Below are 23007 nucleotides of genomic sequence, written 5' to 3' on the forward strand. Positions count from 1 at the left end.
TCAACTGGGTCCGGAAGCAGTGCCTGCGGCGGGGAGGGAATAAGTTTGTTATTAATCGGATTTTTTGTTTAATTGATTATCGTCTATAACCCTGATATTAAATTGATTGCAAAATAGTTATACTTTCTGTATCGGGAATTTTTGTTTTTGGGGGGAGGATATAATGTTTATTACGATACATTAACCACCGTCAAAAAAAATCCGGTCAACCGCGCAAACGGTTGACCGGACTAGTTTTCAGGCATTCCATTTATTCCGCAACAATCCTGTCGGCATCCGTTAAACGCCATGCATGGTCGAAGAAACCGGCCATTTTAACGCCTTTCGCGCCGGATAACAGCATGCCGGTATTATAGATCATGTAATCGGGAAACCCGCTCGCACCGGCGAAATATTGATTCGCATACGCCGCCTTCATCCCCATGATACCGGTGCCGCCGATCACCGCCACCGAGGCCTTTTCCGATCCCGGCAAAGGCCAAACGAAGCTGGCACTCATATCCGGGCCCGTCCAGGTTTTGCCGCCGGCGGTGATCCTGTTGCGCTGCACTTGTATCGGCGCGCCCGACAGCAGGGTATTCCAGGCTTTGTTGGTGCTTTGGTTGCCGTAGAGGATCACGCCCCTGCCGGGGTATTTTTTCAGGTCATAATCTTTATCAGCGATGATGTCTATGGCGCCATTGCCGCGGTAGTACCAGGTTTCGGCGTCGTACCGGGCTTTGTTGAAGCTCCATTCGTTTTCTTCCGCCGTGCCGCCGGTACTGTACACGAACAGCATGCGGTGGTTGAAAGCGTCTTTGAGCGTCCCGTAGCGGTGGGGACCCTTTTCCGACCTGGCCGGCACGGGCGCAGGCTGCCAGCCGGTTTCCGTTCGCAGGAGGAATAATGGCTGCGCGGATGCTGTGTGTTGCAGCTCCGACCCGTCCAGCTTCAGGGTGAGCTTTTTACCGGTAAATTCGGAAACGTCGAGGCGGAGGAGGCGGACGTTCTCCGTTTGCCCTTCGATGATACCCGCAGCCCGGTCGCGCTTCAGGCGGATGCGGCTGTAATGCAGCGCCTGCTTTTGCTGGTAGACAGTTGCCCAGCGGTACGCTTCGGAAATCCCCGGATTGGCGGTAGTAAAGTCGATGACGTTGACGGCGGAATCTGCCGGGCGGCGGCGCCAATGGAAGAAATCGAAGATCGGCTGCCAGTCTACGCTGATATCCCCGAACCAATGTTCCCCGCCGGGATATTCGCAGTAACTGAAATCGGGATGGAATTTGGCCAGCACTTCGCGCATCTGGCGGGCGTACGTCACGGGCACTACCCTATCCGCATCTCCATGAAAAACATATACACCCAGCGGTTTGTAATTCTCCGCCAGCCGGATCACGTCACTCTGGTTGCCGGCGCGGAGCAGCATTTTCTCCATGGGGTCGTTGCTGCCGTCGGGCACCAGTCCATCCGCCGAACCATACCCTTTCAACGTGGGATATCCCGCACTCGGCGCGATGGCGGCCCAGTTGGCGGGATACGTAGCCCCGAGGAACCAGGTGCCGTGGCCGCCCATCGAATGCCCCGTGAGGTAGATCCGCTGCGGATCCGGCTCGAACGAGCGGCGGGCCAGGGCCAGCACTTCCAGCGCATCCATCCGCCCCCAGTCTTCCCAGTTGAAACCCCTCGGCCGGCGGTTCGTAGCGGCCACGAGCGTTCCCCAATCCTTCGACTGGTAAGCCCTCGCCTGCCCGATCGCTTCCACGCCCGCGCCATGAACAGACAGGAAAAGCGCCGATCCCTTCCGGGAACCGCCCGCCTGCGGCGCCACGGCGTAATATTGCAAGCTGCCGTCGATGGCGCTGATGAAGGTATTACTGTATTTTTCCGCCGGGGAAACGGCTTCTATCGATACTTTGGCTTCGTCGAGCAGCCGGTCGCCCTCCAGCAGGGAAACCGTGCATTCCACTTTCCCGGGAGCGGTGACGCCCGCAGGGTCGAAGGTAAACGGCACTTTTCGCGAGGAGTATTTCGGAACGGCGGGCACGTCGGTCAGTGTTTCCCGTCCCCCAATAACGGCTTTCAGCCGCAGTTTCCGCATTTCAGCCGAAGCGCTGTTAATCACCACCAGCGCACCTTGCAATTGCGCATCGCCCCGCCCCGTAACGATCGACGGCAACGTGGCATCTGCCGCCTGTAACTGCACCGGCTTTCCGGGGAAACTGAGACTGGCGGTGATCATCGTCCCGCGGACGTACAATTCGTTCAACCCCTTCTTCAATTGCACCGGAATATAGAGCCATCCCGAATTGTAGGGATCGCCGGTATGCGGTTCGCCGTTGATGTACAGGCCGCTGTTGCCGCGGATGTTCAGCAGCGCCGTTTGCGCCTTATCGGATTGGTACGTCAGGTAAAAATACCCTCCCCGCCCGAAGCTGCCCCTCCCACCGCCACGCCGGAACAGGCGCCGGGCAGAATCCGCCGTAACGGCGCGCCAGGTCAGGGTATCGCTGAAAACTTCACCGTCTTTGGGCGGCTTCAGTTCGTTGGCGTAGAGCCGGTATGCGAGGGCGTCGGTATAAATGGCTTCGCGGCCATACCGCTGCGGACTGGCCACAAACAGGGCGTCGCGGAAGGTGTACGTGTCCTGTGCGAGGGCAGGAACGAGCGCCAGCAGCAAGGCGCCCTGCAAAAGTATATTGTAGATACGCGTCATCGGGAGCTATTTCATTGTTCGAAAACAATATACGCATCGCCCGGTAAAAGCGGAATTCAATTTGATGAAAGGCGGAACATGGCGTCAGGTCACGGAAGGCAACACCACCCTGATTTCCGTGCCTTCGTTCATCGGGCTTTCCCATTCGGAAAACTTTCAACTATACTGAACCGATGAATGGACCCCAATGTGCAAAAAAAACCGGCAGGATTTCTCCTGCCGGTACAACCTGATGTTCATGAAGAGCGATAATCGCAGACAGAAGACAGCTGCCTTGTGCATTACTTCCTTACAACCTGTCTGTTGATTTGAGTAAGACAACTTTCAACTGTCCGCAACTACCTATTTTGTTCAACTTTCAACTTTTCGTTATCATCTGTTTGTTTCATGAAATTGGATAACCGCAGATAGTTGATAATCGCAATGTGCATTACTTCCTTTACCTGTCTGTTGAGCCGAAATGTCATCAACCATCCGCAGCTATCTTCTATATGGTCAACTGAGCGATAACCACTGACAGATGACAGTTGCCGTTGCATTACTTCCTTCCAACCTGTCTGTTGATTTGAATTCAACAACTATCATCTGCCTGCGGGATCGCCGTTATTGGTAGCCGCCGCCGAGCGACCGGTACAGGTCTACCATGGCGGTGAGGCGTTGGCGTTTTATGTCTGCCTGGGTCAGTTCTGCCTGGAGGCTGCTGCCTTGTGCGCTGATGACTTCCAGGTAATTGGCCAGGCCGCTGCGGAACAGCAGGCGGGCGTTGATAACGGCCTGCTGGGTGGTTTGGAAGCGGGATCCGGCGATGGTTTGCTGCTGCTGGAGTTTATCCAGTTGCACCAGCGCGTCGGTCACTTCCCGAACCGCAACGGTCACGGATTGTTTGAACCGGATAGCGGCCTGGTCGCGGTCGTTCTTTGCGATTTCCAGCTGGGTTTTCAGCCGGCGTTGCTGGAAGATCGGCTGCGCGATGTTGCCTGCCACTGTTCCGAAGAGCGAATGCCCCTGGAACCATTTCCCGATTTCGTAGGCGTTCAGTCCACCGTTGGCCGTGAGGCTAAGCGCGGGGTACATGGCCCCCTGCGCGGCGCCTACGTTGGCGTTGGCGGCTTTGAGCCCCATTTCGGAGGCTTTCACGTCCGGCCGGTTGGCGATCACTTTGGCGGGAACGCCGGTCTGGAGGCTGTCCCACACCTTATAACCATACAGCGAAGCGCTTCTGTTCACTGTGCCGGGCAGTTCGCCCATGAGGATGCGGATGGCGTTTTCCTGGATGGTAGCGGCCTGTTCCAGCTGCGGGATGAGCAGTTCCGCCTGTTGCTGTTGCGCTAAGGCTTGCTGAACGGCCAGTTCGGTCACTTCGCCGGCGGTTTTCTGCATGCGGATCATTTGCACGATGGTGTCGCTGAGGGCGGCATTGCGCCTGGCGATGTCGAGCTGCGCGTCGAGCATGAGGAGGTTGAAGTAGCTGTTGGCTACCTGGGCCACGATGCCGGTCTGCACGGCGCGGGCGGCTTCGAAGGTTTGCAGGTACTGCGCCAGCGCGGCTTCCTTCTGCCGGCGGATCTTGCCCCATACATCGATCTCCCAGGAAAGGCCGACGCCGAGGGTGTAATCCTCGATGTGGTCCTGCTTCAGGAAGTTATTGAGGCTGAGCCCGTTGAGGCTGTTTTTGGACGGGAACGATGTGTTCGCGGCCGCATTGGCGTTAATGGATGGCAGCATGGCCGCTTTCGCCTGTTTCACGTAGGAAGAGGCGGCTTCGATCCGTTTGAGCGCCAGCTGGAGGTCGAAATTGCTCCGCAGTGCTTCAGTGATCAGGTTTTGCAATGCCGGATCCGGGAAAAACTGCCTCCATTGCGCATTGGCAATGGTGCTGTCTGTTGCCGCGGCATTGCCGAACTGCGCCGGTACGGCCACTTCGGGCCGCTGAAAGTCTTTCCCGACTTTGCAGGCGGCAAACGAAGCTGCCGTGAGTATAGCTATTAAGTATTTTGAATATTGCGTCATAATTGCCTTGATTTTACTTATACGGTTGCTTCTTCCATTTCCATCTCTTCTTCATACACTCTTAAGCCGGGGCGGCCGGTTATTTTTTCCTGTAAGAACTGGAATATCACATACAGCACAGGAATGATAAATACACCCAGGATCACCCCGGTCAACATACCGCCGATGGCGCTATAACCAATGGAGTGGTTACCCACTGCGGAACCTTTCTGCACAAACACCAGGGGTATCAAACCTACGATAAAGGCGAATGAAGTCATCAGGATAGGACGAAGCCTGGCCCTTGCCCCGGCAAGCGCCGATTCGAGCAGGCCCATCCCGTTGCGCCGTCGCTGCACGGCAAATTCCACGATCAGGATGGCGTTTTTCGCAAGCAGGCCTATCAACATGATCATACCGATCTGTACATAGATGTTATTGTCCAGCCCGGCAAATCCGATGAAGGCGAATACACCGAGGATACCGGTCGGTATGGTGAGGATAACTGCGAGCGGCAACACATAGCTTTCGTACTGGGCTGCCAGCAGGAAGTATACGAATATGATACTGAGCAGGAAGATGTAGATCTGCTGGTCGCCGGCTTTGATCTCCTCGCGGGTGGCACCGGTCCATTCGTATCCATAACCGCTTGGCAGCGCTTCTCTGGCAGTCTCTTCAATGGCCCTGATGGCGTCGCCCGTACTGTAACCCGGCTTGGGTGTACCGTTGATGGTAACGGCATTGAACATGTTGTTGCGGGTTACCGTTTCGGGACCATATACACGTTTCAGCGACACCATCGATTTCACCGGCACCATTTCACCCTGGCTGTTCTTCACGTAAATACCATCGAGCGAGTGGATGTCGGTACGGTAAGGCACGTCGGCCTGCGCTACAACACGGTAGTATTTTCCGAAACGGTTGAAATCTGAAACATAACTGCTGCCGTAATATATCTGCAGGGTCTGCATCAGGTCGTTAATAGATACGCCCAGCTGTTTAGCTTTGAAATTGTCCACTTCCACCCTGTATTGGGGGTTTCCGGCGGAGAAGGTGGTGAAGGCCGCGCCGATCTCTTTTCTTTGCATTAAAGCGCCGATGAAAGCCCAGGCGTTATTACCCAGCTGATCCAGCGGGCGGCCCAGTTTGTCCTGCAGCATGAACTCGAAGCCGCTCACGTTACCGAAACCCTGTACTGTCGGGAAGGTAAAGAAGAAGGCGCTCGCGTCTTTCAGCTGGCTCGCCGGCCCGTACATCATCCCGGTGATCTGGTCGATGTTCTCTACAGGGCCTCTTTCGCCCCTGTCTTTCAGGCGCACGAAGCCTGCTGCATAAGGAGAGGCGGCGGCGTTGCTGATGAAGTTAAAACCGTCCACCGTCCATGTATGCCGAACTGCGGGTATCTGACGAAGCGCCTCGTCTATTTTCTGGGTAGACTTGTGCGTTCTGTCCAGGGAGCTGCCCGGAGGCGTATTCAGGGCATATAATACGAAGCTCTGGTCTTCCGTGGGAATAAACCCGGTAGGCGTCTTCCTGGCCAGTATAAAGGCGGCGACGGTCACCACGGCCAGGAGGCCGATGGCTATCGCCTTGCGGTGGATCAGGAACTTGAGGCTCTTCACGTACCGGTTCGTCATAGAACGGAAACCGGCGTTGAAGGCATTGAAGAAGCGGCTGCCAAAACCCGTCTTCTCGCCATGTTCCCCTCCTTCAGGTTTTAAGAACAGTGCGCACAGCGCTGGGCTCAGGGTCAATGCGTTGATCGCGGAGATCATGATCGCAATGGCCAGCGTAAAGGCAAACTGCCTGTAGAATACACCTGCGGGGCCCTGCATAAAGCCAACGGGAATAAATACCGCCATCATCACCAGGGTAATGGAAATAACGGCGCCTGAAATTTCGTCCATGGACTTCAGGGTGGCTTTCCTCGCCGGCCAGCGCGTTTGTTCCATCTTGGCGTGCACCGCTTCCACCACCACTATTGCGTCGTCCACCACAATACCGATTGCCAGTACCAGGGCGAACAGGGTGAGCAGGTTGATGCTGAAACCAAACAGCTGCAGGAAGAAGAATGTGCCTAAAATGGCCACTGGTACCGCAATAGCGGGGATCAACGTAGAACGGAAGTCCTGCAGGAAGAGGTATACCACCAGGAACACCAGCACAAATGCGATCACGAGCGTTTCACGCACCTGGTGTATAGACGCGTCCAGGAAGTCCTTGGCGTTATACATCACCTCTGTTTTCACACCGGTGGGGAGAGAAGCCCTGAAATCTACCAGCAGATGCTCGATGTTGTCCAATATCTCATTGGCGTTGGAGCCGGCGGTTTGAATGATCGCAAAACCTGCGGCAGGCTTGCCATCCAGCAGGTTGTTCGCACCGTAGTTGAGCGATCCGAATTCTATGCGGGCCACGTCTTTCAAGCGAAGCATGGACCCGTCGCTGTTGGCCTTGATAACAATATTCTCGTAGTCCTCGTTCAGGCTCAGCTTGCCTTTGTATTTCAATACGAACTCAAAGGTTTCCCCGCTGCTTTCGCCCAAACGGCCGGGGGCGGATTCAATGTTCTGATCCCTTATCGCATTCAACACGTCCTGCGGGGCCAGGTTATTGGCAGCAAGGCGGTCGGGCTTTAACCAGATACGCATGGAATAGTCCTTGGCGCCGAAGATCTGCGCCTGCGCTACGCCGGGCACACGTTGGATTTGGGGGATCAGGTTGATCTTGATATAGTTTTGCAGGAACTTTTCATCGTATTCCTTGGGGTTTTCGCTATACAACCCCATGAACATGATGAAACCGTTCTGCACCTTTTGCGTGCTGATGCCCGCGGTCACCACTTCTGAGGGTAACTGGCTGGTAGCTTTGGACACCCTGTTCTGCACGTTCACGGCAGCGATATCAGGATCGGTCCCCTGTTTGAAAAAGACGGTCAACACCATGCTGCCGTCGTTATTGGAGTTGGAGGTCATGTAGGTCATGTTCTCCACCCCGTTCACCGCTTCCTCTATTGGGTTGGCCACGGAACGGGCCACTACTTCGGCGTTGGCGCCGGGGTAGACGGCCGTCACGGTCACGCTGGGCGGCGCGATGTCGGGAAACAACGTAACAGGCAGGGCAAAGTAGGAGATAATGCCCAATAATAGCAGGATTATGGACACTACCGTTGAAAGCACCGGCCTTAATATAAATCTTCTTAACATGATAAATTCACTTTTAGATCGTAAGTAAAATTTGATTCTTGCATGTCATACTTTACAGGTAAAGTATGGCCTGTTACTTACAATGTTTTTGAAGTAAGCACACTGTCTGCCGATACCGGCTGCGGTGCGATGACTGCCCCGTCCTTTAAATTGCCGGTCCCGGACAGCACGATCTTCTCGCCTGCTTTTAACCCGTCGCTTACAAAATAAAAGTTGGCTGTCTTTCCGAAAATCCTGATGGGCCTGCTGGCCACTTTGTTGCTGTCTGCCACGGTGTATACCAGCACTTTGTCCTGAATCTCGAACGTAGCTTCCTGCGGAATGGTGATAGCAGCGGGAACTTCCTGTGCAAACCTTACTTTGCCCGTGTTGCCCGTACGCAGTACGCGATCGGGGTTGGGGAAAGTGGCGCGGAAAGTGATGGCGCCGGTGGTCTTATTGAACTGCCCGTCTATCGTTCCTATTTTTCCTTTCTCAGTGAACGTGCTGTTATCTGCCAGTATCAGTTCAACCGGGGGTGCGTTCTTCAGTTTCTCTTCCAGCGTTTTGCCGGGGAAGTTGTTCTTGAATGTGATGAAGTCCGCTTCGCTCATTGAAAAGTAAGCGTACATTTCGCCTACTTCGGAAAGCACCGTAAGGGGCTGGGCATCGGCGTTGCTTACGAGGGCGCCCACCTTATAGGGGATCCTTCCGATGTAACCGCTTACCGGCGCGGTGATCAGGGTATAGCCTACATTGATCCGCGCGCTGCCTGCTGCTGCCTTGGCCTGGGCCAAAGCGGCTTTTGCTGCCTCATAGTTTGCTTTCGCCGTTTTCAGCTGTACCTCAGAGATCACGTTGCTGGCAACCAGAGGGGTCAGGCGGTCCACTTCAACCTGCACCTTTTCAAGGTTAGCCTGCGCAGCAAGCTGGTTAGAAGTGGCGCTGTTCAATTGTTCGGCATATACCTTCGGATCTATTTTAAACAATGGCTGCCCTGCTTTTACATAAGCGCCTTCATCTACAAATATTTTTTCGAGGTAGCCGGATACCTGCGGGCGCACGTCTACATTCACCTTTCCTTCCAGCGAAGCGGGAAACTCCAGGTAAGTGGTAGCCGGGGCCGATGTAACCACCATCACGGGCAACTGCGGGGGACCAGCCTGGGGGGGACCAGCCTGGGGAGATGAGCAGCTATATAATAATACAGCCAACATCAGGATGCCTGACAGGTAACCGAGTGGCTTGTGTGTGGTCATTTTTTTGAGTGATCGTTCCATTTGATATAGTGTTATAGAATTAAACGTGAGTCCGGTTTAATCGGCAAGGCAGGCCCGTGTTGAACATGTTACCGTTAACAGACCCATGCCTTGGCATGCTGTATTTCAGCTATTTTTTTTGTTCGCCATTAATTGTTTCAATACCGTCCGGCCTTATGCACGCGGCATAAGCATTGCTTCTTTTATGTAAAAAAGCAATAGACGTTACAGAACATCCAGGCATGGACGTGCCTGGCTATTCAAAACATGGTGTGAAAAAAGGAAAGACTACATACTGCCTGGGCCGCAGTAAAGCTGTAACGATCAGGGTCTTCAGCGCAAGTTGCTGTCCATGCGCTATCGGATACTGTTACAGTTAGGTTACTTCACTTTCATGATCGTAAGAATTGATGCGTTGCAATTGACACTGCAAATCTATAAAAAGTCACATTTGCTTGTACATTCCTAATCACGGGATTAATTGTACTTTTCGCGGATGCTTTTTTGAAACAACGCAGGCGTCTGCCCCGTGTGCTTTTTGAAGAATCTTGAAAAGTAGGCGTCGTCGTCGAAGTTCAGCTCCCCTGCTATCTGTTTCACGGAGTGCTTTTGCCAGAACAGCAGCCGCTTGGCTTCCATGATCCGCTTGGCGTCGATCACCTGTTTGGCACTCCGGCCGATGGTATTTTTTACCGTATCGTTAAGATGGCCGGGCGTCACATGCAGCATTTCCGCATATTCGCTCACCTGCACCTTATCCCTGAAATGTTCGTCTACCAGGATCTTGAACTGCACGCCCAGCGAGTTGCCGCCGTAATGTTCCGTCCGGTACTCCACCCTGTCTGGCCGCGCGATACGGCCGCAGGCGATGATGAATGCCGAAAGTACGTTCCGGATGATGGGTTCCTTGCGGGGCTTGTCTCCCCGGTACTCGTGCAGCAGTATCCTCGCAAACGACAACAGCTCCTGCAACTGGTGATCTTCCAGGTGAAGGATGCTGTCCTTGAATATGCACTGCCAGCAACTGAGCACGCCGAGCGTTTCCGTGATGAGGAAATCCCGGGTGAAGTACATGGCCAGTACTTCCGCGTCCGCGCTCCTGTCGTGCTGGTGGATCTGGTCCGGTTCCAGCATGATCAGCGCGGGCGCCTGTATCGTATGTTTTTCGAAATCAATGTATTGCGTGACGCTCCCCTTGAGTAGGATATCAATGGTATATCCATCGTGCCGGTGCGGGGATGCGATCCCTTCCCAGTCGATCTCCTTTAAGTTGGCCAGGTGGATCATGAACTGCGATCCTTCTTCCGCCAGCGGAGAATCCTGCACGCTCACCAGGGGTATATGGTTGTACTTTGTCAGTTGCATGGGTCGTGTGTTTAAAGGTCATCATTCCCGTGCCGACGGTTTTCAATAAGCATAATTTCCGGCTGTAAAGATAAGGCTATTCCACCTTCTGGCGTTCCTGCACCAGTACAAGGTCAGACAGTTTGACCTGTATCGGTATATTCCCGACCTGTACCACGGCGGCTTTGGCGCGTAATTCGAGCACTTTGCCCACCTGGTTGTTGGTCCGGATCTTCACCCGGTCGCCCACCTTTACATCTCCTTTTATCTCTTCGAACTTGTTGTCTATCTTCTGCTGTATCTTCTCGTTGGCCGCTTTGGCGCGTTTATGGAAGAGCAGCTCTTCCGCCTGGCGGATCACTTTATTCTTGTCGTCGGTCCGCTTCCACTCGATCACGATCTGTTTGAGCTTTCGCTCCATGTCTTTCAGATACTGTATTTCCTCTTCACGGATCTTGTTCTGGAGCTTCTGGAGGGTATATTCATGCTGTTTTCGTTCCTTGTCCGACAGCACTTCGTATTCTTTCTTGAGTTTCTCGTTTTCTTTCAGCAGTTTATGGAGGTCTTTCTCCTTGCTTTCCACCTTCTGCATGTCTTGCTCCGCTTTATTGAGGAGCTTGTCGAGCCGGAAGTGCCCTTCGTCCACCAGTTTCCTGGCGCGGTTGATGAGCGATGGCTCGAGGCCGATGCGCTGGGCGATGGAGAACGTGTAGGAGCTGCCCGGCTTCCCGACGATGAGGCGGTAGAGCGGCGCGAGGTTTTCCTCGTCGAAGCCCATGGCCGCGTTCACGATCCCTTTTACCTTTCCGGCCATGACCTTGAGGTTGAGGTAGTGGGTGGTAACGATGCCGAAGGCATGTTTCCGGGCCAGTTCTTCCATGATCACTTCGGCGAAAGCCCCGCCCAGGTTGGGATCGGAACCGGAACCGAGCTCGTCGATGAAGAAGAGCGTTCTCCCGTTCGCGTTTTCCATGAAGTGTTTCATGTTTTTGAGATGGGAGCTGTAGGTCGACAGTTCGAATTCCAGGCTTTGCGTATCCCCGATATGGATCATGACCTGCCGGAAGATGCCCAGTTGGCTGGTGGGGTGTACCGGCACCAGGAGGCCCGCCTGCAGCATGAGCTGGATGAGGCCTACGGTTTTGAGCGTTACGGTTTTGCCACCCGCGTTCGGCCCGCTGATCACCAGGATGTGGTTATCCTTGTCGAGCGTGAGGTTCACGGGGATGGTGGGTTTCCCCTGTTTGCGGTTGTACAGCAGCAACAGGGGGTGGTATGCTTCCACCAGGTGTACCTGGGCGTGGGGTACCAGCATGGGATAGTTCCCGTTGATATCCAGCGCCAGCCGCGATTTTGCGCGGATGAAATCGTATATCCCGAGGATGTCGTGGTAGCCGCTCAGCAGGTCGTGGTGTTTGGCCAGGTCGGAAGTAAGGGTGCGGAGGATGCGGTACACCTCTTTTTCCTCGTCCCTTTCCAGGGAAAACACCTCGTTGTTGAGCTGGATGGTTTCCTCCGGTTCGAGGAACGCCGTTTTCCGGGTGTCTGACTCGCCGTGAAGTATCCCCTTCACCATGCGCTTCTGTTCCGCGAAAATAGCCACTACCCGGCGCCCGTTGAGGAAGCTTTCCTCGATGTCTGCCAGGTACCCCTGCTTCTGGAGTTTCGACAATATGCGCTCGAAAACCCGCCGCAGCTCCGTCCGTTTCCGGTAGAGGTTCATGCGGATTTTGGCGAGGTCGGGCGAGGCATTGTCCATCACCAGCCCCGTTTCGTCGAGCACCTCGTCGATCATCGCCACGATCTTCTTTTCGTAATGCGTCCGTTCGATGACGCCGTACAGGGCGGAATAGGTTACCCGCCTGTCGGAGTCGAAGAACCGGAATATGCTGCCCATGCTTTCGGTCAGCTTGCGGATGAGCATAAATTGCTCCCCGGTGAGCACGGCCCCCTGGATTTCGAGGAGGCGGAGCTCCTTTTTCAGGTTGAGGACGTAATCGTTCGGGAAATGCTGCTGCAAAAGCACCAGCTGCTTATATTCATGCGCCTGCTGCAAGGCAGTTCTCACGAAATCGATATGCGTATGCAGGCGCAGCTCGGCGGCCATCGTTTTGCCCAATTCCGTCTTGCAATGCTCCTGCAGCAAATTTTTCACCTTGTCAAATTCGAGCTGTAAAAGCGCCGAATCCGGAAATAATTTCACTTTTTTGTCAATTTTAATACTGGCTGCCGGCCCAGAAGCAGCCTTTCCTTTTTTCGTCCCGCAAAGTTGGCCCATACCCGGCAATTGCTCAAAACTGATTGATCAACAACCGGCAACGAATGACAAATGCGGTTCATCACCCGTCTCTTCTCAAAAGAATGTTAAAGTTACTTAACTTGTCGATCCAATGCGCCCCCGATATCGTTAATTTGAGGACAATACTGCCAAATGAACTTACTGAAACATAGCCTGATCATACTGTCGTTGCTGGGTTCCAGCCTGGCATCCTGCGGCAGGCAGACGGCTGAAAAAAATCAAGAACCAGGAGACATGACAATTCCCAAAGACACAAAAATCGCACAGGCCACCTTCGGAACGGGGTGTTTCTGGTGCACGGAGGCCCAATTCCAGCAGCTGGAAGGGGTATTGCGGGTCGAATCCGGGTATTCCGGCGGCCAGAAGCCCAATCCTACTTACGAAGAGGTTTGCACCGGCAATACCGGCCATGCCGAGGTGGTACAGATCACTTACGATCCGGCTATAATCAGCTTCGCGGAACTGCTGGAAGCGTTTTTCCTCGCCCACGACCCTACCCAGCTCAACCGCCAGGGCAACGACGTGGGCACGCAGTACCGCTCGGTGATCTTCTACCACGATGCCGAGCAGCAGAAGGAAGCGGAGTTTTACAAGAAGAAAGTGAATGAATCCGGGGCGTACGACAAGCCGATCGTCACCGAAATATCGCCTTTTACGGTGTTTTACAAGGCGGAGAACTATCACCAGGACTATTACAACCAGAACGGTTCGCAGCCCTACTGTTATTACGTGGTGAAGCCGAAGCTGGAGAAATTCAAGAAGGCGTTCGCCAACAAGCTAAAAAAATAGACGCCCTGGAGCGTCTATTTTTATTTTAAAGCAATTCGATGTTTTTCGAGCCCTGGTATAGCCAGGACAGCAAAAAATAAGCGACTGCCGTGATAATGAGCACGTATCCTGCAAACCCCAGCGCCATGGCCGTGCCGGCCTGCATCCAGCTGTTGATTTCCGCGAAATAGGCCAAAATCGCCAGGATCACTCCTGTGAGTCCGCCAATGAAAGTTACCGTTTTCATGTAGGTATGCTTTAAGGGTTAAACGTTCGAACTGTCAGTTTTCTCCATCCTATAACGTGCCATCCCCCGCAAAGTTTACAGGCGTGGAAAAAGTTGATCCCTGCCCCTGAAAATGTGGATAACCTGCCACGGATCGTACCCATCAACCGGGGAAATCCGGCACAAAAAAAGGACCGCCCCGGAAGGCGGTCCCATATTCGTGCGATGCCATTGCAGGCGGGTCGGCTTATTTCTTTTTCTTTTTGCCTTTGGTTTCGGCTTGGGGCGCCCCGGCAGTGAGGTCCTTCACGCGGATGTTGCGGAATTTCACAACAGAACCATGGCCAAGGAACCCGATGTGCCCGGTGGTCCTTTTCAGGCCGGGGTGGTTCTTGTGGTCGAGGGTACCGTTGTCGCGCGCGTTGGCGATATCGCCGTCGAGGATCACGGTGCCGTTCAGTTCCACGGTGATGCGGGTGCCTTTCACCGTCACCTGTTCGTAGTTCCACTCGCCTACCGGCTTGAGGAAACCGCGCTTGGCGGGGATCACACCGTACACGGAACCGTGGTACTGGTACACTTCGAGGTTTTTGTAGATATCGGCTTCGTTATCGAGGATCTGGAGCTCCATACCTTCGTACGCGGCGTCGCCGCCCAGGGGGGCGCGGATGCCCAGGCCGTTGTTGGCACCGGGGGTCAGCTGGAACTCGAAACGGTACACGAAATCTGAATATTCGTCTTTGGTGTAGAGGTTACCGCCGCCATGGCCGCCGGGGCGGCATACGATGGCGCCGTCTTCCATCACGTAGCTGGTGGTGTTACCGGTCCACTCGTGCATGTTGGTGCCGTCGAACAGGATCCTGTACCCTTCTTTCTTTTCGTCGGCGCTCAGTTCGAAAGGTTTCGGGCGTTCGAACTCGCGAACGTACAGGTTGCGGTAGTACACGTTGGTACCGTGTGCCTGCAGTTCGAGCTGCTCTTCCACGAAGATGGGCAGCTTGCGGTCCCAGTAGTTTTCCAGGATCACGTTGTCTACCACCAGTTCACCGTTCAGGTATACCGTAACGCGGTCGCCCTTCATGATGATGCGGAAGTTATTCCATTCGTTGATGGCATTGTCTGCCAGTTTCAGCGGTTTGGAAGCGTTTTTCTGATTGTTGTACAGGCCACCGGAACCTACCTCTGCGCCTACGTCGCGGCGGGTGGTGTCCCAAATCTGTACCTGCGGGGTGCCGCGGAGGTAGATGCCTGCGTCGCCGTTCGGCTCGATCTTCCAGTCGACGAACATCTCGAAATCACCGTATTTCTTATCGGTGCAGAGGTTGTCGCCATGACCGTTGAACCACAGTACGCCGTCTTTCACGCTCCAGCCTTCGCGCATTTTGGCGTCGGCTTTCTCCTGTTCTTTTTTCAGGGTAGCCGCGTCCATTTTGCTGCGTTTGATGGGATTGGCCACGAGGCCTTTCCAGCCGCTGAGGTCTTTGCCGTTGAACAAGGACACGAACCCTTCGCCGGCGGGCATTTCGGAGAGGTATTTACGGATCGCTTCGCGCTGGTAACCGGCGTCGCCGCCTTTCAGCACGGAGGAAGTTTTTTCGAGGAGGCTTTTTACGATATTGCCGCTGTAGCTTTTATCTGCCAGGGCGATGTTCATCACGGCCTGAGCTGCTTCCTGCTGGGCGTCTTTATCGTCCAGGAACTGGCCGGCGAAAACGAGTGCGGGGAAGGTTTTGCATTGTTCTGCCTGCTGGAGGATGTTTTTCTTCAGGCCAGCGTCTTTCGTGAGCTGCATGGCGTCTTCCAGGTACAGCAGGCGTTGCTCGGCGCGGGTTTCGGCTTTGGCGAGACGAACGTAACCTTTCAGGGCTTCGTTGCGGGCGCCGGCGTCTTTCCGGGCGATGTCGAGCAGCGCGGGCATGGCGGAAGCGTCTTTCCAGGCGCTGAGAGCGGCCACGGCAGCCTGTTTCTGCGCTGCGTCGCCTTTGCCGGCCGCTTCTTTCACCATAGCGAGGGAAGAAGCGCCGCCGATGCCGCCGAGCACGGTGAAGTAACGGCCGCGTTTGTCTGCCGGCGCGCTTTTCATGGAAGCGATCACGGTGGCGGCGTCTCCTGCACCTGCGGCAGCGATCACGGCATCCTGGATGCCGCTCACATCCTGCGCACCGGCGCTGTTCAGCAGCTGGAGCAGGGTGGCGAGGTTAGCGGAGCCGGCCACGTCTTTCAGGGAAGCGAAAGCAGCCTTGCGAACGGTTTCGTTGGGGGATTTGGTGAGGGGCAGCACTTGTGCGAAAGCACCGTCTGCCTGGCGGGTAGCCAATACATCGAGCAGGGCCACCTGTGCGCTGGCGGGAACGCCGGAAAGGGCCGCGGCCGATTGGGTAGCTACTTCATTGCCTTTGATGGTTTTGAGGGCAGACCGTACCGCTTCCACTTCTGCGCTGTTGCCTTTGGAAAGCAGCTGCAGCAGGGCGGGAACGGCCTGTGCGCCGCCGATCTGGCCGGCAGCGGTGATAGCGGCCAGGCGAACGCCTGCGTCTTTGTCGCCCAGGAGGCGGTAAGCGACCGGCAATGCAGCGCCTACTTTATTATTGCCCAGCATTTCGATGATATCGGCTTTGGCACCGGGAGACGCTGTTTTCAGCACACTCAGCCAGCCTGCGATGCTCGTGGCGTTGAGGTGTTTGCCGGCCAGTTTGAGGGCGGCTACACGATACGCGTCGTTTTCATGATAGGCAGCCAGCAGTCTTTTCTGGTTCTGATCGCCCTGAAGCTCGTCCAGCAGCGACAGTGCGGCGATGCGCACGTGGTTCTGCGAAGGGTCTTTGGCGGTGGCCAGCAGTTTTTCGGCCAGGCCGGCCGCTTCTGCTTTTTTACCGGCAGCGGCGAGTTGCTGGATGTAAGCGAGGTAAGCGGTGGTGGCGTTGGTTTCGTCGTATTTGTAACCGGCGCGCTTGGCGAAACCTTCCAGCACGGGGGCCGAAGTGGGCGCAGCGATGTACGAGAGGGCGTACAGTGCGGTTTTGGCCAGCATTTTGTCGGTAGACGAAGCCAGGGGCACCAGTATGGTGGCGGCTTCGGGCACGCGGGCGTCGCCGATGGCGAGCACGAGGCTTTGCTTGTTGCGGCCCTGCGCTTTATTGATGCCGTCGAGCAGTGCCTTGCGGGATGCTGCGGAGTTGATCTGCACGAGGGTGCGGGCGGCGATGCCGGACAGGCGCTCGTCTGCCAGGTAAGCGGCCACTGCGGGAACGGCGTCATCGTTGCCGATGGCTTCGAGGCGGCGGATGAAGAATTCCTTCACCTCTTTATCCTGCACTTTTTCGAGTGCTTTCACGTAAGATTTAACGGCGGCGGCTTTGAGGCTTTCCTTGCCGGGTTGGGTTACGTAGAACGCGTAACCGGTGAGGGCATATTCGGCGGCGGTGTTGTCGCCTTTGCCGGGAGCGGCCATCATGGAAGCGATGCCGAGCACGCCTTCTTCGCCCATTTCGGCGAGGGCCTTCATATTGGCTTCGAGGGCGGCGTTGTTATTGGCAGGTTGCTGTTGCAGCAAATCCGCCACTTTCGTATGTGCGGCACGGTTATCAGGCTTCGGTTGGGCGAAAACGGCCAACTGGGCGAGGCAACAGGCTGCGATCAGTAATGTTTTTTTCATCTGTGATGCTGTTGGAAAGGTGAAGGGCTAGATGGTCCAGGGTCCGCGCATGGCCGGGAAGATGAGGCGGTTGGCGCCTTCGTCGTTCACGAATTCCTGCTTCACGGGGTCGAACTCGAGGTTGCGGCCCAGTTGCAGGGCGATTTTGCCCATGTTGACGATGGTGGCGGAACGGTGGCCGTTTTCCTCGTTGAGCGCGAACTTCTTGCGGTTCTTCACGGCATCCACGAAATCGGTCACCTGCGGCGCCGGTTCGGGGAATGCGGCCAGTTTCTTTTCCAGGTCGGGGATCGTGGATTTGAAGCCGGGGTACAGTTTGCCGTTGGGCCCTTCGATATAGGCGGCGCCTTTTTCGGTGCCGGCACCGTCGAGCACGATCTGGCAGCCGTCGGCATATGTATAGGTGATCTTCCTCCAGGTCCCCACCGCATCGCAGTGCTGCTGGGGAGCGTCGATCTCCACTTTCACGGGGCTGGTATCATCTTTGCCGAGGAAATACTGGATGGGGTCCAGGTAGTGCTGGCCCATGTCGCCCAATCCACCGCCATCATAATCCCAGTATCCGCGGAACGTACCGTGTACGCGGTGCGGGTGGTAGGGTTTGTAAGGGGCGGGGCCGAGCCACATATCGTAATCCAGTTCCCTGGGAACGGCCTGTGGTTCGAGGTTGGTTTTACCCACCCAGAAGAACTTCCAGTCGAACCCGGTGTGCCGGCTAACGGTCACTTTCAGCGGCCATCCGAGGAGCCCGCTTTCCACGAGTTTCTTGATGGGTTGAACGGTGGTCCCCATTCCGTAGAAGCGGTCTGCGAAACGGAACCAGGTGTTGAGGCGGAAGATGCGGCCATGTTGCTGCACGGCTTCCACCAGGCGCTTGCCCTCCCCGATCGTGGCGGTCATGGGCTTTTCGCACCAAACATCCTTTCCGGCCCGGGCCGCGTCTGCAGCGATGATGCCGTGCCAGTGCGGCGGCGTGGCTACGTGTACGATATCTACTTCGGGGAGCTGGATGAGCTCACGGTAATCCGTAAACGTTTTCACTCCCTTGTCGCCCAGCTGGTTCATTGCCTGCTGGATATGACCTTTATCGACGTCGCAGATCGCCACTACGCGGGTGCCCGCATAACCGAAGTGACCGCGGCCCATGCCGCCGGTGCCCACTACGCCCTTCGTCAGCGTATCGCTCGGGGCGAGATAACCGCGGCCGAGGACGTGACGGGGAACGATGGTAAAGGCCGCTAACGCTCCCAGGGAATTACGGACAAATGACCGCCTGGAAGGATGATTGACTTTTTTTCCCATGATCTTTGTAAAAAAGGTAAAACGTGAATTTGGTGGGACAAAATACAAATTCAACATTCATATTCTAATACTATTCCACAAAAAGATGATGAACTTTGTACCAGTATTTATCGAACGAAGGGACTTCAGTAAAGATTTTATAGAAGTTTAATTAACTTTAAACAAATGTTCGCCACTTTTCCGCCGCCGCCGCCACTTTCCGGGTACGTCCGGATGTTTTGGGTCTTCGAGCACGAGGTGCCCCCGGGCGAGGCGTATGTATACCGGTCGATGGCAGATGGGTGTGCGGAGTTGATCTTTCATTACCGGAACCGTTTTACGCCGCTTTCGGGCGCCGGGGGCGCGGGGTTTTCGCATCTTCACGCCCAAACCAGCCGGCATTCGCGGTTCCTCACGCACGGGAGCTTCGGGATCTTCGGCGCTTACCTCTACCCTACGGCCGTTCCTGCGCTGTTCGGCCACAGTTCGGCCGTTATCGCCAATTGCATGCCCGACCTGCAAAGCATCATGGGCCGCAGCGGCATCGACCTGGAAGAGCGTATCATCACCGCGCGCTATCATCATCAACGGGTAGAAATCCTTTCCGATTATCTCGTTTCCCTCCTTGGGCAGCGCAAACAGGAAGCGTCCGCCGTGCAGATCGCCGTACGGTCGATCCTCGCGGCAGACGGGATGGTCAATATCAGCGAGCTGGCATCGTCCGTCAGTTTGTCTACCCGCCAATTCGAGCGCAACTTCAAGTCGGCAGCGGGTTTCACGCCGAAATTATTTACCCGTATCATCCGCTTCCACCGCGCGCTCGACGCTTACGGCGCGTTCGACGGCAACCTTGCGGGCCTCGCTTACGAATGCGGTTATTATGACCAGTCTCATTTCATCCATGATTTCCGGGAGTTTTCCGGTTACCTCCCGCGCGAATATTTCCTGGGGCGGCCGGAAGGCATCGAATACCGGGAGTGACCATGTCGCTTTTCTCCTATTTTCCCGCACTCCCCGCTTTTAACTTTGAAAAAAAATCATTTGTTATGACTACTGTGAACAAACCCGCGGGCAGCAACACCGTCAGCCCCTACTTCATCGTCAACGACGGCGAAAAATTCCTCGGATTCCTCAAAGATGTGCTTGGCGCCACGGAAAACGGCGTGTACCGGAGTGATGATGGGCAGATCATCCATGCGCAATTGCGGATGGGCGACGATGGCGGCATCATGTTCGGTGTGGCGAAGGCGGAATGGCCTGCGGAAACGGGCAGCGTTTTCGTGTATGTCGGCGATACCGACGGCATTTACAGAAAGGCACTGGCGCAGGGGAGCGAGTCGAGGCAGGCGCCGGAAGACAAGGACTACGGCCGGGCGGCGGGTTTCCGCGACCCTTTCGGCAATACCTGGTGGATCACTCAGGTGTGAGCGGTGTAATAATCCCACATGATGCGGAACACTTTTTCCTTTAGTGCGGGCGTATCGTCGCGCGTGAGGCCTGCCGTTTCTATCGGTTCCAGGAAATGGTAATCGATGCGGTGGGGCCATGCGTAGAGGAACTTCCCGGGCACCTGGATTTTCCGGGTATGGAACAGGAGCGACGGCATGATGGGTGTTTGTGTATCGATGGCGAGGTTGAAAGCGCCGTCGTAGAATTCCTTGAGCGGTTGGCCGGTGCGGTTGCGGGTGCCTTCCGGAAAGAGGACCATGTGCATGCCCATGGCCAGCGCTTCTTTCATTTTCACGATGCTTTCGCGGCGGGAGGCTTCGCTGCTGCGGTCTACCATGATGCCACCGATGTGGTACATCATGCCGAACAGCGGGATTTTGCCCATGGAGGATTTGGCGAGTGTTTTATTGACGCCGGGAACGCCGGGCGTGGTCACGGGCACGTCTATCAATGAATTATGGTTGCAAACCACTACATATTGACGGCCCTTTTCGAAGAATTGGAGGCCTTTGCGGAAAACGGGGCATCCGATCAGGGGCATGTAAAACTTCATCCAGACGCGGCCGATATTCAAAAAATAGCGGGTTTTGCGGGGATCGGGCAGGAAAGAGATGATCCAGATAGGGATAAGGACGATGAGCAGGGTTGCCGCGAAGAGCAGCAAACCGTAAACGGCATAAATTCGTCCAACGATATTTTTAAGCCAATTCATCAGTGTGCAAAATAGGTATTCGGATATTATAATTGCCAGTTGACGGGCTCCTGGCCTTGTTTGACGAGCAATTCGTTCGCTTTCGAGAAATGCCGGCAACCGAAGAATCCTTTGTCGGCGCTGAAGGGTGAAGGATGGGCGGCTTTGAGTACGTGGTGCTTCGTGGCGTCGATCAGCACCTGTTTATCCTGTGCAAAGCGGCCCCAGAGCATGAAAATGACACCTTCCTTTTCGTTGGAGATTTTGCGGATGACGGCATCCGTAAAGTTTTCCCAGCCTATTTTGCTGTGCGAAGCGGGTTCGCCGTCGCGGACGGTGAGGAAAGCGTTGAGGAGGAGCACGCCGCTTTCGGCCCAGGGGGTGAGGTCTCCCGTATCAGGGATGGCCATGCCGAGGTCCTTGTTCATTTCCTTGTAGATATTGACGAGGGAGGGCGGTGGTTTTACGCCTTTTTGAACGGAGAAGCACAAACCATGCGCCTGGCCGGGCCCGTGGTAAGGGTCTTGCCCGAGGATGACCACTTTCACCCGGGAGAAAGGGGTTTTCTCGAACGCATTAAAAATCTGGCTTCCATTAGGATAGATCGTTTTCCCGAGGGCTTTTTCGTGCTTGAGGAACATCACTATCTGCTCGAAATACGACTTCTGGAACTCTTCTTTCAGCGCATCTTTCCAACTGCTTTCTATCTTTACGTCCATTGCTGTAACTTTGTTTCAGAGGATAAATTTGATTTATTGACGGAAAATTATATAAATTTGCACTCCCAATAAAAAAATTTATTGTGAATCCGGACCGGTAGCTCAGCTGGATAGAGCAGCTGCCTTCTAAGCAGCAGGTCATTGGTTCGAATCCAATCCGGTTCACAGCGTAAAATCCTCTATAGGGTAAACAGGAATAGTTTTTTCGCAAGCTATTCCTGTTTTTTTTGCTTCTACCCCATTCGAATATGCTAATTTGTTAGAAATTATCTAACCTATATTCGCTGGCTCGAAAAAAAGCAAGTTATTTAGCCCTCTCACCCTGTTTGGGGTTGCCAGTCTTAGCGCATGGATAATATCTATTCGAATTCATTGATATTTCTTACCCTTACACCTGGCATGGTTTTGAAAATGTCTTGCATATACTTTTTATGATTGGCCCCGGCCAAAACGACCACTTTTTTCGCCCCGGCCTTCCTTGCTCTGGTTACAACGTTATCACACATTCCCTTATTTCTCATGATCCACCAATGTATTTTCGATAGCATTTCTTCTTTAGGAAAGTTATTCATATCGTACATCTCCGGTAAATAAAAATCTCCTGAGGCTGAAATCGCAGATGCTTCGTCTGAGTTTAACCATTCAGTTACGTTTTTGGAAGACTTTTCGATATGCTCATATTTTTCATACCCTTTTTTGATCTTATCCAAACTAAACTTCAATTCTTTTCTAAAAAGCGCCGTAGTATCTTTTTTAAATTCATTGAATGCTGCATCGAATGCGGTCCAGGATGCTCCCCAATTCAAATCATAATCCTGACAATCCATAGGAAGCAATTCCTGAATTCCCATTTCCAGCATCATTGGAAATGCGATAAAGGCATATTCAGAGGTTTTTAACCTTTTCATACTTCGCCCTGTAGTATCCAATTGGGGACTCAGTAGTTTGTTGACATAATTTTCCAGTTCAGCGTCAGGAGTTTGCTGGAGATTATTGAAAACCTGCCAAAATTGATAATGTCCATTCGCAACGTCCTGATTTAGATAATAAGCATGGGCTAAATCCGCTTTTACCCGATAGTCCTGCGGCTTTAACTGCGATAGTTTTTTTAAACTGTCAATTGCCTCAGGAAGCAATGCTACTGCTATATTTCGATTGTCCTTCAATGTTTTTAGCCGTTTGATATTGTCTTGTTTACACCAATAATCCATCACAAGCCGCTCGTCTTCTTTACTCAGGAACTCGCCAAAAAAAGCATCCGGTTGGAATTTCCTGATTTTATGATAAATGCCGGTATAATCCTGCTCAGGGTACTTGCTGTAGTTATGGGAAACACCTATCAATATAACATCCACTTGTTGTGCACAGGTGTTGAGCGAAATGAAGAAAATAGAAAAAAAGAAATACTTCATATTTTACCTTTATTATTTAGTTAAAGGTTTGTCAGTTC

Annotated in this window: 15 protein-coding genes and 1 tRNA gene; 4 read left to right on the forward strand and 12 right to left on the reverse strand. The window is 54.1% G+C overall.

Annotation, left to right across the window (positions count from 1 at the left end; translation table 11 throughout):
* Positions 1-250: 250 nt before the first annotated feature.
* The 6 genes from EJ361_RS24950 to EJ361_RS24975 all read right to left on the reverse strand — a co-directional run bounded on the left by EJ361_RS24950 (position 251) and on the right by EJ361_RS24975 (position 12672).
* Positions 251-2692: a carboxylesterase family protein gene (locus tag EJ361_RS24950; protein WP_126249305.1), complete on the reverse strand. Its 2442-nt coding sequence runs from the start codon at positions 2690-2692 to the stop codon at positions 251-253.
* 603 nt (positions 2693-3295) lie between these two features.
* Positions 3296-4702 carry an efflux transporter outer membrane subunit gene (locus EJ361_RS24955; protein ID WP_126249306.1) on the reverse strand — a complete coding sequence of 469 codons (1407 nt, stop codon included), beginning with the start codon at positions 4700-4702 and terminating at the stop codon, positions 3296-3298.
* A 17-nt stretch (positions 4703-4719) separates the two neighbouring features.
* Complete coding sequence (locus EJ361_RS24960) at positions 4720-7887, reverse strand: efflux RND transporter permease subunit (protein WP_126249307.1); 3168 nt, start codon at positions 7885-7887, stop codon at positions 4720-4722.
* Between the two features lie 77 nt (positions 7888-7964).
* Positions 7965-9146 (reverse strand): efflux RND transporter periplasmic adaptor subunit, encoded by a 1182-nt coding sequence (locus tag EJ361_RS24965; RefSeq protein WP_240646736.1) that lies wholly within the window; start codon positions 9144-9146, stop codon positions 7965-7967.
* A 456-nt stretch (positions 9147-9602) separates the two neighbouring features.
* Positions 9603-10490, reverse strand: coding sequence for a helix-turn-helix domain-containing protein (locus tag EJ361_RS24970; RefSeq protein ID WP_126249308.1), 888 nt, complete (start codon positions 10488-10490; stop codon positions 9603-9605).
* A gap of 76 nt (positions 10491-10566) precedes the next feature.
* Complete coding sequence (locus EJ361_RS24975; RefSeq protein WP_126249309.1) at positions 10567-12672, reverse strand: endonuclease MutS2; 2106 nt, start codon at positions 12670-12672, stop codon at positions 10567-10569.
* A gap of 330 nt (positions 12673-13002) precedes the next feature.
* Between EJ361_RS24975 and msrA the strand changes: the two genes are divergently transcribed.
* Complete coding sequence (msrA, locus tag EJ361_RS24980) at positions 13003-13557, forward strand: peptide-methionine (S)-S-oxide reductase MsrA (RefSeq protein ID WP_126249310.1); 555 nt, start codon at positions 13003-13005, stop codon at positions 13555-13557.
* Positions 13558-13582: 25 nt separating this feature from the next.
* Here the strand turns inward: msrA and EJ361_RS24985 are convergent, their stop codons facing one another.
* From EJ361_RS24985 to EJ361_RS24995, 3 genes are all read right to left on the reverse strand, one after another.
* Complete coding sequence (locus tag EJ361_RS24985; protein WP_126249311.1) at positions 13583-13783, reverse strand: hypothetical protein; 201 nt, start codon at positions 13781-13783, stop codon at positions 13583-13585.
* A gap of 226 nt (positions 13784-14009) precedes the next feature.
* The gene (locus tag EJ361_RS24990; protein ID WP_126249312.1) at positions 14010-17417 is read right to left on the reverse strand and encodes a DUF1080 domain-containing protein; all 3408 of its coding nucleotides are present in this window, start codon (positions 17415-17417) and stop codon (positions 14010-14012) included.
* A gap of 27 nt (positions 17418-17444) precedes the next feature.
* Positions 17445-18719 carry a Gfo/Idh/MocA family oxidoreductase gene (locus EJ361_RS24995; RefSeq protein ID WP_126249313.1) on the reverse strand — a complete coding sequence of 425 codons (1275 nt, stop codon included), beginning with the start codon at positions 18717-18719 and terminating at the stop codon, positions 17445-17447.
* A gap of 165 nt (positions 18720-18884) precedes the next feature.
* Here EJ361_RS24995 and EJ361_RS25000 point away from each other — a divergent pair, with 165 nt between their 5' ends.
* Both EJ361_RS25000 and EJ361_RS25005 read left to right on the forward strand, forming a co-directional pair.
* On the forward strand, positions 18885-19679 hold the full coding sequence (locus tag EJ361_RS25000) for a helix-turn-helix domain-containing protein (protein WP_126249314.1): 795 nt from the start codon (positions 18885-18887) through the stop codon (positions 19677-19679).
* Between the two features lie 65 nt (positions 19680-19744).
* Positions 19745-20125, forward strand: a complete 381-nt coding sequence (locus EJ361_RS25005; protein ID WP_164714419.1) for a VOC family protein — start codon at positions 19745-19747, stop codon at positions 20123-20125.
* Here the strand turns inward: EJ361_RS25005 and EJ361_RS25010 are convergent.
* Both EJ361_RS25010 and ung read right to left on the reverse strand, forming a co-directional pair.
* On the reverse strand, positions 20116-20859 hold the full coding sequence (locus EJ361_RS25010; protein WP_126249316.1) for a lysophospholipid acyltransferase family protein: 744 nt from the start codon (positions 20857-20859) through the stop codon (positions 20116-20118). The genes EJ361_RS25005 and EJ361_RS25010 overlap by 10 nt on opposite strands.
* 26 nt (positions 20860-20885) lie before the next feature.
* On the reverse strand, positions 20886-21557 hold the full coding sequence (ung, locus tag EJ361_RS25015) for a uracil-DNA glycosylase (protein WP_126249317.1): 672 nt from the start codon (positions 21555-21557) through the stop codon (positions 20886-20888).
* A gap of 91 nt (positions 21558-21648) precedes the next feature.
* Here ung and EJ361_RS25020 point away from each other — a divergent pair.
* Positions 21649-21722: transfer RNA gene (locus tag EJ361_RS25020), tRNA-Arg, on the forward strand.
* Between the two features lie 194 nt (positions 21723-21916).
* Here EJ361_RS25020 and EJ361_RS25025 read toward each other — a convergent pair.
* Entirely contained in the window at positions 21917-22969 is a 1053-nt protein-coding gene (locus EJ361_RS25025; protein ID WP_126249318.1) for a DUF5694 domain-containing protein, read from the reverse strand.
* Positions 22970-23007 lie beyond the last annotated feature (38 nt).

Origin of the sequence: Chitinophaga rhizosphaerae (assembly GCF_003958645.1) — a bacterium.
GTDB classification, from domain to species: domain Bacteria; phylum Bacteroidota; class Bacteroidia; order Chitinophagales; family Chitinophagaceae; genus Chitinophaga; species Chitinophaga rhizosphaerae.